At 55.3% G+C, this 12,126-nt stretch carries 12 protein-coding genes and 2 tRNA genes; 13 read left to right on the top strand and 1 reads right to left on the bottom strand.

Annotated features, from left to right (window positions below):
* Positions 1–282 precede the first annotated feature (282 nt).
* Positions 283–972, top strand: a complete 690-nt coding sequence (locus HBN63_RS06980) for a PA2778 family cysteine peptidase (protein WP_170048898.1) — start codon at positions 283–285, stop codon at positions 970–972.
* A 66-nt stretch (positions 973–1,038) separates the two neighbouring features.
* Here the strand turns inward: HBN63_RS06980 and HBN63_RS06975 are convergent, their stop codons facing one another.
* The gene (locus tag HBN63_RS06975; protein ID WP_090256185.1) at positions 1,039–2,322 is read right to left on the bottom strand and encodes an FAD-binding oxidoreductase; all 1,284 of its coding nucleotides are present in this window, start codon (positions 2,320–2,322) and stop codon (positions 1,039–1,041) included.
* Positions 2,323–2,509: 187 nt separating this feature from the next.
* Between HBN63_RS06975 and HBN63_RS06970 the strand changes: the two genes are divergently transcribed.
* The 12 genes from HBN63_RS06970 (at position 2,510) to HBN63_RS06915 (ending at position 12,076) form a co-directional block, all read left to right on the top strand.
* Positions 2,510–2,586 (top strand) — tRNA-Val (locus HBN63_RS06970).
* A 241-nt stretch (positions 2,587–2,827) separates the two neighbouring features.
* Complete coding sequence (gene thrS, locus HBN63_RS06965) at positions 2,828–4,750, top strand: threonine--tRNA ligase (protein WP_170048897.1); 1,923 nt, start codon at positions 2,828–2,830, stop codon at positions 4,748–4,750.
* Positions 4,750–5,301 carry a translation initiation factor IF-3 gene (gene infC / locus HBN63_RS06960; protein WP_169852835.1) on the top strand — a complete coding sequence of 184 codons (552 nt, stop codon included), beginning with the start codon at positions 4,750–4,752 and terminating at the stop codon, positions 5,299–5,301. Before thrS ends, infC begins: the two co-directional genes overlap by 1 nt.
* A 60-nt stretch (positions 5,302–5,361) precedes the next feature.
* Entirely contained in the window at positions 5,362–5,556 is a 195-nt protein-coding gene (gene rpmI, locus HBN63_RS06955; RefSeq protein ID WP_079202156.1) for a 50S ribosomal protein L35, read from the top strand.
* A gap of 25 nt (positions 5,557–5,581) precedes the next feature.
* Positions 5,582–5,938 (top strand): 50S ribosomal protein L20, encoded by a 357-nt coding sequence (gene rplT / locus HBN63_RS06950; RefSeq protein WP_040069108.1) that lies wholly within the window; start codon positions 5,582–5,584, stop codon positions 5,936–5,938.
* Between the two features lie 95 nt (positions 5,939–6,033).
* Positions 6,034–7,050, top strand: a complete 1,017-nt coding sequence (gene pheS / locus HBN63_RS06945) for a phenylalanine--tRNA ligase subunit alpha (protein ID WP_170048896.1) — start codon at positions 6,034–6,036, stop codon at positions 7,048–7,050.
* Between the two features lie 45 nt (positions 7,051–7,095).
* Positions 7,096–9,474, top strand: a complete 2,379-nt coding sequence (gene pheT, locus HBN63_RS06940; RefSeq protein WP_170048895.1) for a phenylalanine--tRNA ligase subunit beta — start codon at positions 7,096–7,098, stop codon at positions 9,472–9,474.
* 3 nt (positions 9,475–9,477) lie between these two features.
* Entirely contained in the window at positions 9,478–9,780 is a 303-nt protein-coding gene (gene ihfA, locus HBN63_RS06935) for an integration host factor subunit alpha (RefSeq protein WP_003243414.1), read from the top strand.
* Positions 9,761–10,117, top strand: coding sequence for a MerR family transcriptional regulator (locus tag HBN63_RS06930; protein ID WP_090256190.1), 357 nt, complete (start codon positions 9,761–9,763; stop codon positions 10,115–10,117). Before ihfA ends, HBN63_RS06930 begins: the two co-directional genes overlap by 20 nt.
* A 90-nt stretch (positions 10,118–10,207) precedes the next feature.
* Positions 10,208–10,284: transfer RNA gene (locus HBN63_RS06925), tRNA-Pro, on the top strand.
* A gap of 267 nt (positions 10,285–10,551) precedes the next feature.
* Complete coding sequence (locus HBN63_RS06920; protein WP_345940474.1) at positions 10,552–11,367, top strand: glycosyltransferase; 816 nt, start codon at positions 10,552–10,554, stop codon at positions 11,365–11,367.
* A complete protein-coding gene (locus HBN63_RS06915) occupies positions 11,357–12,076 on the top strand; it encodes a glycosyltransferase (RefSeq protein ID WP_170048893.1) in 720 nt (239 codons plus the stop codon). The genes HBN63_RS06920 and HBN63_RS06915 overlap by 11 nt, the downstream gene beginning before the upstream one ends.
* Positions 12,077–12,126: the final 50 nt, after the last annotated feature.

Raw genomic sequence — 12,126 nt, 5'->3', positions numbered from 1 at the left:
AGAAAGCGCGGTTAGAGGCGTGCTGGCAGGTGCAAAGTTATTGGGCATAGGGGGCTGTTTGTTTGACGGCGAGCGCAAGGGCGGCGGTCGTAATTCGATGGTGTGCCGGTTAAAGGCAGCGTTGGATGCAATACCGGGCAGATTATCGGCCTGGAGAGGTTTTTCGTTTGCTTGTATGACTCGGTCACTGTCTGCCGGAAACTCGGCATTTTGCGCAGATAGGTTGGGGCATCGGCACTTCATCGTTATGCTCTGCGCCACAAACAAGCCAGTGGGTGAGTGATGTTTCAGTCTGTGCGCGTAGTAAAGCTTCTACCAGTAGCCCTGTTTTTTCTGCTCGCTGCCTGCGCTGGTGGGCCGCAGCTGCAGCCTGAGACCAAGCGCTTGCCCGAGCGGGTCGAGTTGGCCGATGTGCCGTTTTTTCAACTCAGTGATGCGCAGGGCGGGCCTTCGGCGTTGGCGGCGTTACTCAATCATCATGGTGTGATCAGTAGCCCCGGCCTGGTGGATGAGCGCATTCAGCAATTGGCCAAGGGACAAAGCGCGCAAGTCGGCCTTGAAGCGGCGGCTCGCTCTTATGATCTGCTGGTCTACCCCTTGCCTGGCAACCTGGATGCGCTGATGCAGCAAGTGTCGGCAGGGCATCCAGTGCTGGTGATGCAGGATCGTTTATTTGGCGGGCCGGGCGCGCAGTTTGCGCTGCTGGTTGGCTATGACCAGCGTGAGCGCACACTGGTGCTGCGCTCTGGCAACACCCGGCGTTGGTACACCAGCTTTGCCAGCTTCGACGATGCGTGGGGTGAGGCGGGGCGCTGGGCTGTATTGGTCATGCCTACCGATCAGTTGCCTGCGCAACCACGCAAACAGACGTGGATGGCGGCCGCGCAGGAATTGCAAAAGCAAGGTCGTGCGACTGCGGCGCAGCGGGCGTTGCGCTCGGCGCGTCAGGTCTGGCCGGATGCACAGTTGTAAAACCGTCGAAAGATAGAATGCAAAACGGCACCTCTTGAGGTGCCGTTTCTGTTTGCGGGCTGTGCTTTAGACGCCCAGCTTGTCACGCAGGGTGTAGTACCAGGCACCCAGAGCGCTGAATGGCACTTGGAACAGGCGGCCGCCGGGGAAGGGGTAATGCGGCAGATCGGCGAAGGCGTCGAAGCGTTCTGCTTGGCCGCGCAGGGCTTCAGCCAGCACTTTGCCGGCTAAGTGTGTGTAGGTCACGCCGTGGCCGCTGCAGCCCTGCGAGTAGTAGATGTTGTCACCCAGGCGGCCGACCTGCGGTAGGCGCGACAAGGTCAGCAGGAAGTTGCCGGTCCAGGCGTAGTCGATCTTCACATCCTTCAGCTGTGGGAAGGCTTTAAGCATTTTCGGGCGAATAATCGCCTCGATGTTCGCCGGATCGCGTGCGCCGTAGACCACGCCGCCGCCGAAGATCAGGCGCTTGTCGCTGGTCAGGCGGTAGTAGTCGAGCAGGTAGTTGCAATCTTCGACGCAGTAATCCTGCGGCAGCAAGCTTTTCGCCAGCTCAGCGGACAGGGGTTCGGTGGTGATCACCTGGGTGCCGCACGGCATCGACTTGGCCGACAGCTCTGGAATCAGGTTGCCCAGATAGGCGTTACCGGCGACGACCACGAACTTGGCTTTGATCCGGCCGTTAGGCGTGTGCACAACAGGGTTGGCGCCGCGGTCAATGCGGATAGCGGGGGATTGTTCATAGATCACGCCGCCCAGCGACTCAACGGCAGCCGCTTCACCCAGGGCCAGATTGAGCGGGTGTATGTGGCCGCCACTCATGTCGAGCATGCCGCCGACATAGGCGTCGCTGTCCACCACTTCACGGATGCGCTTGGCGTCCATCAGTTCCAACTGAGTATGGCCGTAGCGTTCCCAAAGCTTTTTCTGCGATTCCAGGTGTTTCATGTGCTTCGGGGTGTTAGCAGCGAAGACACCACCGTCCTTGAGGTCGCACTGGATGTTGTACTTGGCGATGCGCTCGCGAATGATACGGCCGCCTTCGAACGCCATATCGCCCAGCAGTTTCGCCTGCTTGGGGCCGACACTGCGTTCGATTACGTCGATATCGCGGCTGTAGCTGTTAACGATCTGTCCGCCATTACGACCCGATGCGCCAAAACCGACCTTGGCCGCCTCGACGATGCTGACCTTGAAGCCACTCTCAAGCAGGGCGATGGCGGTGGATAGACCGGTGTAGCCCGCGCCGACGATGCACACGTCAGTCTCGACTTCACCATTCAATTCTGGGCGCTCCGGTACCGGATTGGCGGAGGCCGCGTAATAGGATTGTGGATAAGCTGTGTGCGCCATTTTGCAACCTCTGTTCTTTATTTTTTACGAATGGGCAGATGCTACCTGAGTTGAAAATGCCCGGCTAGTGGCCTGTGCGAAATATTAAACGCGCTGTAGAACAGTAAAAAATTCAGTTATTCAGACAGTTAGCGTAAAAAAATAGGTTGACAGTTTTTTGCGCGGCCGTAGAATGCGCACCCATCGTAGGCACGTAGCTCAGTTGGTTAGAGCACCACCTTGACATGGTGGGGGTCGTTGGTTCGAGTCCAATCGTGCCTACCAAATTTGGTAGAAGAAGGGTCGCTTAGGCGGCCCTTTTTTATTGGGTTCTTGCCAGCAAGTCCGGCTTTCTGCAAGCATTCGTGCGGTTAATCGTTGTTTCAAACCTCCAGTGACCCCGGTTCGGTTTTGGTTGGCTGAAAAGCTCCTGCCATTGTAAGGCAGGTTTACCGCCGCATCGCTTACTGGCTCATCCCAACCCATGTGGCCTTTGGTAGAGGTCACCACTAGGAGAGGAGGCGCCATGCCCATCATTACTCTTCCCGACGGCAGTCAGCGTTCGTTCGATCACCCGGTATCCGTACTCGAGGTGGCGCAATCTATTGGTGCTGGCCTGGCTAAGGCCACGGTAGCTGGCAAGGTCAATGGCAAGTTGGTTGATGCCTGTGATCTGATTGATAGCGACGCAACTCTGCAAATCATTACGCCAAAAGATCAGGAAGGCCTGGAAATCATTCGCCACTCCTGCGCGCATTTGATTGGTCATGCGGTCAAGCAGCTGTTTCCCACTGCCAAGATGGTGATCGGTCCGGTCATTGACGAAGGTTTCTACTACGACATCGCCTCTGAGCGTCCTTTTACTCTAGATGATGTGGCAGCAATCGAGCAGCGCATGCAGCAGCTAATCGAGAAGGACTACGACGTCATTAAGAAAGTGACGCCACGTGCTGAAGTTATTGATGTCTTCACCGCTCGTGGTGAAGAGTACAAGCTGCGTCTGGTTGAAGACATGCCGGATGAACAGGCTATGGGTCTGTACTACCACGAAGAATACGTCGACATGTGCCGCGGTCCGCACGTGCCGAATACGCGCTTCCTCAAAGCGTTCAAGCTGACCAAATTGTCCGGTGCTTATTGGCGCGGCGATGCCAAGAACGAGCAGTTGCAGCGCGTGTATGGCACGGCCTGGGCTGATAAGAAGCAGTTGGCGGCTTATATCCAACGAATCGAAGAGGCCGAGAAGCGTGATCATCGCAAGATCGGTAAGCGCCTCGATCTGTTCCATACCCAGGAAGAAGCGCCGGGCATGGTGTTCTGGCATCCGAATGGTTGGACCATTTATCAGGTGCTTGAGCAGTATATGCGTGGCGTGCAGCGCGAGAATGGCTATCAGGAGGTGCGCACGCCGCAGGTGGTTGACCGTGTGCTGTGGGAGAAATCCGGGCACTGGGGTAATTACGCCGACAACATGTTCACCACTCAGTCGGAAAGTCGCGATTACGCAATTAAACCGATGAACTGCCCGTGTCACGTACAGATATTCAATCAGGGGCTCAAGAGCTACCGCGAGCTGCCGCTGCGTCTGGCTGAGTTTGGCTCCTGTCACCGCAATGAGGCCTCTGGTGCCCTGCATGGCATCATGCGTGTGCGTGGTTTCACGCAGGATGATGCGCACATCTTCTGTACAGAGGAGCAGGTCAAGAAAGAAGCGGCGGATTTCATCAAGCTGACCTTGCAGGTTTACGCTGACTTCGGTTTCAGCGACGTCAAGATGAAGCTCTCCACGCGCCCAGCCAAGCGTGTGGGTGATGATGCGTTCTGGGATCGCGCCGAAGAGGCGCTGGCCAATGCGCTGAATGAAGCCGGCCTGCCTTGGGAGTACCTGCCGGGCGAGGGTGCCTTCTACGGTCCGAAGATCGAGTTCACACTGCTTGATTGCCTGGGTCGCGCCTGGCAGTGCGGTACGCTGCAGTACGATCCGAACATGCCGCAGCGCCTGGAAGCGAGCTACGTTTCCGAAGACAACAGCCGTAAAGTGCCGGTTATGTTGCACCGTGCGATTCTCGGTTCGTTCGAGCGATTCATCGGGATTTTGATCGAGCACTACGAAGGGGCGTTCCCTGCTTGGTTGGCGCCGACTCAGGCTGTGGTGATGAATATCACGGATAAACAGGCCGATTTTGCCCTCGAAGTAGAAAAAACGCTCAATCAAAGCGGATTTCGTGCCAAGTCTGACTTGAGGAACGAGAAGATAGGCTTTAAAATCCGCGAGCATACTTTGCTCAAGGTTCCTTATCTCTTGGTCATCGGAGATCGGGAGGTTGAGACGAAAACTGTCGCCGTGCGTACCCGTGAAGGTGCTGATCTGGGCTCAATGCCCGTCACTCAATTCGCTGAATTTCTTGCGCAGGCGGTTTCCCGGCGTGGTCGCCAAGATTTGGAGTAATCATTATTAAGCGTGAAATGAGACAAGATAAACGAGCTGCACCGAAGGCCCCGATCAACGAGAATATCTCGGCACGCGAGGTTCGGTTAATTGGCGCTGAAGGTGAGCAGCTTGGGATTGTGTCAATTGAAGACGCGCTTCTTAAGGCCGAAGAGGCCAAGCTGGATCTGGTAGAGATTTCTGCCGATGCAGTGCCACCTGTTTGCAAGCTGATGGACTACGGTAAATCGATCTTCGAAAAGAAGAAGCAGATTGCTGCTGCAAAGAAAAACCAGAAGCAGATTCAGGTTAAAGAAATTAAGTTTCGTCCAGGGACGGAGGAAGGGGATTACCAGGTAAAACTACGCAACCTGGTACGTTTCCTTAGTGATGGGGACAGGGCCAAGGTATCGCTTCGATTCCGCGGCCGTGAGATGGCGCATCAGGAGCTGGGTATGGAGTTGTTGAAGCGGGTTGAAGGTGACCTTGCTGAATACGGCACCGTTGAACAGCATCCAAAGATGGAAGGACGCCAGCTGATAATGGTCATCGCCCCCAAAAAGAAGAAATAACCACCAGGGCACGGCAGGCCTTGCGGTTATGTTTATCAACTGAATGCGGAGTATCCGAACATGCCAAAGATGAAAACTAAGAGTGGTGCAGCCAAGCGTTTTCTCAAAACCGCTAACGGCTTCAAGCACAAGCACGCTTTCAAGAGCCACATCCTGACCAAGATGTCCACTAAGCGTAAGCGTCAACTGCGCGGTAGCACCATGGTGCATCCGTCTGACGTAGCAAAAGTGGCGCGCATGCTGCGCGTTCGTTAATCGGTCAAGATAGAGGAAATTACTCATGGCTCGTGTTAAGCGCGGCGTTATCGCTCGCAAGCGTCACAAAAAAATTCTGAAACTCGCTAAAGGCTACTACGGCGCACGCTCACGCGTATTCCGTGTTGCCAAGCAAGCGGTGATCAAGGCAGGCCAGTACGCCTACCGCGACCGTCGCCAGAAAAAACGTCAGTTCCGCGCTCTGTGGATCGCTCGTATCAACGCTGGTGCTCGTGTTAACGGTCTGTCCTACAGCCGTTTCATTGCCGGCCTGAAAAAAGCGTCCATCGAGATCGATCGTAAGGTTCTGGCTGATCTGGCAGTGAACGAAAAAGCGGCGTTTGCTGCGATTGTCGAGAAAGCGAAAGCCGTACTGGCTTAAGTCCCCGACAATCACCGGGCTCGCCCGGTGCTAAACGTCACCAATAGGGGAAGAGCCTTCAAGCTCTTCCCCTATTTCGTATCTGGAGTCTGTAAATGGAAAATCTGGATGTGCTGGTCTCGCAAGCGCTTGAGGCCGTTAGCCACACCGACGATGTGAATGCCCTGGAACAACTGCGGGTTCACTATCTGGGCAAGAAAGGCGAATTGACTCAGGTGATGAAGACCCTGGGCAATCTGTCGGCAGAAGAACGCCCGCAAGCCGGTGCATTGATCAATGCCGCCAAGGATCAGGTTCAGGATGCGCTGAACAGCCGTAAGGCAACTCTGGAACAGGCCGCGCTGAGCGCCAAGCTCGCCGCCGAAAAAATCGACGTGACACTGCCAGGTCGTGGTCAGACTTCTGGTGGTCTGCATCCAGTCACCCGGACGCTGGAACGCGTTGAGCGGTTTTTCACCCGTATTGGCTACGGCATTGCCGAAGGCCCGGAAGTGGAAAACGACTATCACAACTTTGAAGCACTCAATATCCCGGGCCATCACCCGGCTCGGGCGATGCATGACACCTTTTATTTCAATGCGAATATGTTGCTGCGCACCCACACCTCTCCGGTCCAGGTGCGCACCATGGAATCGCAGCAGCCGCCGATCCGCATCGTTTGCCCCGGCCGTGTTTATCGCTGCGATTCCGATATCACTCATTCGCCGATGTTCCACCAGGTAGAAGGCCTGCTGGTCGATGAAGGTGTGAGCTTTGCTGACCTCAAGGGCACCATCGAAGAGTTCCTTCGAGTGTTCTTCGAGAAGCCGCTGGGCGTACGTTTCCGTCCCTCATTCTTCCCCTTCACCGAACCATCGGCTGAAGTCGATATGCAGTGTGTGATGTGCAGCGGCAAAGGCTGCCGCGTGTGCAAGCAGACCGGTTGGCTGGAAGTCATGGGCTGCGGCATGGTGCACCCGAATGTGCTGCGCATGTCTGGCATTGATCCAGAGAAATACTCCGGCTTCGCCTTCGGCATGGGGGTTGAGCGTCTGGCCATGCTGCGTTACGGCGTTAACGATCTACGGCTGTTCTTTGATAACGACCTGCGGTTCCTGGCGCAATTTCGCTAGCGCCCTCGCATTCCGTAATCGAATTGATTCAGGAGAACAGACAGTATGAAATTCAGTGAACAATGGCTGCGTAGCTGGGTAAATCCGGATGTTGCGCGCGATGAGTTGGTGGCCCGCCTATCGATGGTCGGTCTGGAAGTCGATGCGGTTACGCCTGTGGCAGGTCAGTTCAGTGGCGTTGTGGTGGGCGAGATTCTTAGCGCTGAACAGCACCCTGATGCTGACAAGCTGCGTGTCTGCCAAGTCAGTAACGGCAATGAAACATTCCAAGTCGTTTGTGGTGCGCCAAACGCTCGCGCCGGTATCAAAATTCCCTTCGCCATGATCGGCGCTGAGTTGCCTGGTGATTTCAAGATCAAACAGGCCAAGTTGCGTGGCGTGGAGTCTCAGGGGATGCTCTGTTCGGCTTCCGAGCTGCAGGTCAGTGATGACAACAGTGGGCTCATGGAGCTGGCGGCGGATGCACCTGTTGGTCAAGACATACGTATTTATCTGGGCTTGGACGATGCCAGCATCGAAATCGGCTTGACCCCAAATCGTGGTGATTGTCTGTCGCTGGCCGGCTTGGCTCGTGAAGTGGGCGCGATCTACGGCGCGACTGTGGCACCTGTGTCTGTCGCTCCGGTTGCGGCTTCCCATGACGAAGTACGCTCGGTTGATGTCTTGGTCCCTCAAGCATGCCCGCGCTACTTGGGGCGGGTTGTGCGCAACGTCGACTTGTCCCAGCCTACGCCGCTGTGGATGGTCGAGCGTCTGCGTCGCTCCGATATTCGTAGCATTGATGCTGTCGTTGATATTACAAACTACGTAATGCTTGAGCTCGGTCAGCCTATGCATGCTTTTGATCTTGCTGAGATCAATGGTGGTATCCGCGTGCGTATGGCAGAAGAGGGTGAAAAGCTGGTTCTGCTGGATGGGCAAGAAGTCAGCCTGCGAGCAGACACCCTGGTGATTGCTGACCATAATCGCGCTTTGGCTATTGCCGGTGTAATGGGCGGTGAACATAGCGGTGTAAGCGCTAAAACGCATGATCTGTTCTTGGAAAGTGCTTTCTTCGACACCATTGCGGTAGCTGGCAAAGCCCGTTCCTATGGGCTGCACACTGATTCATCGCATCGGTTCGAGCGCGGTGTTGACTCGCAGCTGGCGCGCCATGCCATGGAGCGTGCAACCGCACTGCTGTTGGATATCGTCGGTGGTGAAGCTGGTCCTGTCATTGAAGTGGCCAGTGCCACCGACTTGCCCAATATTGCGCCAATTACCTTGCGAGCCGAACGCATCAGCCAAATGTTGGGTATGGACATGGAGGGCGCTGAAGTTGAGCGTCTGCTCACAGCGTTGGGGCTCGGTGTGATCGCTCAAGGCGCTGGTGAGTGGCTAGTCGATGTCCCGAGTCATCGCTTCGACATCAGTCTCGAAGTCGATTTGATTGAGGAGTTGGGTCGTTTGTATGGGTATAACCGTTTGCCGGTTCGCTATCCGCAAGCACGTTTGGCTCCGCAAGCTAAAGCCGAGGCTGCAGTCGACCTGCCTGCACTGCGTCGTTTGTTGGTTGCCCGCGGTTATCAGGAAGCGATTACCTACAGCTTCATTGATCCCAAGTTGTTCGAGCTGTTCAATCCAGGTGTTGCGCCGCTGATGTTGGCGAACCCGATTTCTGCCGATATGGCAGCAATGCGCTCTTCCTTGTGGCCTGGTCTGATCAAGGCACTTGAACACAACTTGAATCGTCAACAATCGCGTGTGCGCCTGTTCGAAAGTGGCTTGCGTTTTGTTGGGCAGCTCGAAGGTTTGAAGCAAGAGCCGATGCTGGCGGGCGTAATTTGTGGCGGTCGTCTTGCTGAGGGTTGGGCGCACAGTCGAGATGATGTCGACTTCTATGATGTGAAAGCCGATGTCGAAGCCTTGCTGGCCGGTGCAGGAGCGGGCGGTAGCTTCACCTTCGTGCCAGGTGAACATGCTGCGCTGCACCCAGGGCAAACAGCGTGTATCGAGCGCGAAGGGCGAGTGGTCGGTTTCTTGGGTGCGATGCATCCCGAGCTGTCGAAAGCACTCGGCCTAGATCAAACCGTCTTTATGTTTGAGTTGGTGCTGGCTGAGATCACTCAAGGCGTCATGCCAAAGTTTCAGGAGTTGTCTAAGTTCCCCGAAGTGCGGCGTGACTTGGCTGTGCTGGTTGACCGTGACGTGCCTGCGCAGGATTTGCTCGGTGCAATTCGTGAGGCTGCAGGCGAATGGATGACCGACCTCAAGCTATTTGACGTGTATCACGGTAAAGGTATTGATCCTCATAGAAAAAGCCTTGCCGTTGGCTTGACCTGGCAGCATCCATCGCGCACTCTTAATGACGATGAGGTGAGCACCACAATGCAAAATATTCTCACCTCCCTGGAACAAAGGTTCAACGCCACGTTAAGGAAGTAGCGTATGGGGGCTCTGACGAAAGCTGAGATGGCGGAACGTCTGTATGAAGAGCTGGGCCTGAATAAACGGGAAGCCAAGGAGTTGGTGGAGCTGTTCTTTGAGGAGATCCGCCAAGCGCTGGAGCTCAACGAACAGGTCAAGCTCTCGGGGTTCGGTAACTTTGATCTGCGCGATAAGCGTCAGCGCCCCGGTCGCAATCCAAAAACAGGAGAGGAAATTCCGATTACGGCCCGCCGTGTCGTGACTTTCCGTCCAGGCCAAAAACTTAAAGCCAGGGTCGAGGCGTATGCTGGAACCAAGTCATAACGACGAACTGCCCGTCATACCCGGCAAGCGGTACTTCACCATCGGTGAAGTTAGCGAACTCTGTGCTGTAAAACCGCACGTGTTGCGTTACTGGGAGCAGGAGTTCCCACAACTTAACCCGGTTAAGCGGCGTGGTAATCGACGCTATTATCAGCGCCAAGATGTGTTGATGATTCGGCAGATTCGCGCGCTCTTGTACGACCAAGGCTTTACCATCGGCGGAGCGCGTCAGCGTCTTTCGGGTGATGAAGCTAAAGATGACAGCACGCAGTACAAGCAGCTGATCAAGCAAATGATTACCGAGCTTGAAGACGTGTTGTTGGTGCTTAGAAAATAGTCGTCCTATTCAAAAAAGTTTCCACATTTCAGGAGCTTAATGTATAGTCCGCGACGTTTTCTGGTACAAGAAAACTGATTCACGCCTAGTCGGGGCGTAGCGCAGTCCGGTAGCGCACTAGCATGGGGTGCTAGGGGTCGAGTGTTCGAATCACTCCGTCCCGACCAAAAAACCCTAGAAAATCCAGCCACTTAGCGGTGACTGGATTTTTTTATGGTCGAGTGTTTTGTCTGTGGACGAAATTTTGTGCCACTTTTTGTGCCACCGAGATTTTTCTGCTGTTGAGTGATTAGACCTGCTAGCGGTCTGCTCCCTATTAGCACCCTTAGCTCCGGCTCCTCGGAGTGCATGACGTGTCTGGAGTATGCTTTTCTGCGAGTCTCTGTCGCGAGGATCACCTCGAACAGCAGTTTTGACTTGAATTTGGAGCGCTGATGCCAGGGATTAGGGTTTTGATTGCCACCGTACCAGAGAGAATGGGACTGCTTCGCCGCGCATTGGCATCAGTCTGCGCTCAGACTATGGCGCCAAACTCCGTAGTGATCGTTTGTGACCGCGGCTTGAAACCAGCAGATGCCATGGCGACGATTGATCTGGTGCTTGAGGATCCGCATTGGTTAATGAATCAAGGTCCGTCCGGCGCGGCAAACGCGTGGAACACGGGCATTGACTACATAGCAAAGCACTGGCCAGACGATTACCTGGCCATTCTGGATGACGATGACACCTGGGATTCGGAGCATCTCGCGGGATGCCTGAGCATTGCGGCGCGGGGGGACTGGCCGGATCTGGTGATCTCTGGTATCCGTGCCTGGGTGGATGGCATCGAGCAGCCTCGCGAGCCGATCCGCTCTTTGCTTGTGAGCGATTTCCTGGTGGGCAATCCTGGGTGGCAGGGTTCCAATACCTTCATTCGTATCGCTACATTGCTGCGTGCCGGGTGTTTTACTCCCGGGCTCGCGAGTTGCAATGACCGCGATCTTGCCATTCGGGTGTTAAGCCTCGAGGGTCTTCGCTCTGCATTCACTGCGCGCCATACGGTGAATTGGTTTCATGAGCGTGGGCGTGCCTGCCTTTCCTCTGTTGGGTCAGATGACAAGCTGAGCGGTCTGACGCGGTTCTATCAGCTGCATGGCTGGCGGATGACTTCGGAACATGAACGGCGCTTCTTTGCCCGTGCGAAAGAACTATTCGGTCTTCCCCGCGACTTGATACTGCAACACCTGAAGGAATTGGGCCATGCACTTTAGTGCGCCGCGCAGCCTTTCGCGCATCCTTTGTTCGCGCGCAATTCGCTTCTCGGGTGAGTTATCTGCCAGCGCCATTGTCGCTGAGGTAGTCATCGGTATCTGCGTGCACAACCAGGCCAGTAAGCTGCCTAGGGCGCTCAACTCGGCATTGTCACAGCAGGTCGTTCAGCAGGGGCGAGCAGTGGTTGTGATCCTTGATGACGGCTCCAGCGATAACTGGCAATCAGGCATCGAATCTCTGCTAGCTGATCCGAAAGTGGTTGTGCTTTCTGCTAACTGCGGCACTGCAGCCAAAGCCCGCAATGCGTTGCTGGATTGGGTGGATGAGTACCTGCCTGAGGCAGTCTGGGTCGCGCGGTTGGATGCGGATGATTGCTTTGCCTGTTCTGACGCGGTTGCTGTGATGGTCGACGTGGGCAACCGGTCAGGCGCGCGTTTTGTGCTAGGTAGTAATCATCTTGACCTTGATGGAGTGCAGCAACCGCACAGTAATATCGCTGACGCGTCATGGCTTCATGACGCTGAGCGGTTAGTTCGATTCATCGAGGCTTTTTGCTTGGGGCAGGCGGATAACGAGTTGCCGTCTTGTAATCTCCTTTTGCGTACCCGTAATGGTATTCGCTATCCACATATGCGGATTTCGGTGAACGTGACCGCTCATTTCGCTAACAACGTGACCGGTGGCTTCACCCGATTGCGCGGGGTTTAAATTCTAACCGCATCGGTCACGATGCGGCTTCTTCCTCCGTGTTTTTCCTC

This window comes from Pseudomonas sp. WS 5011, from assembly GCF_012985775.1.
GTDB lineage: Bacteria > Pseudomonadota > Gammaproteobacteria > Pseudomonadales > Pseudomonadaceae > Aquipseudomonas > Aquipseudomonas peli.
The sequence above is the reverse complement of the archived record's forward strand: the minus strand, read 5'-3'. Positions and strand labels throughout refer to the sequence as shown.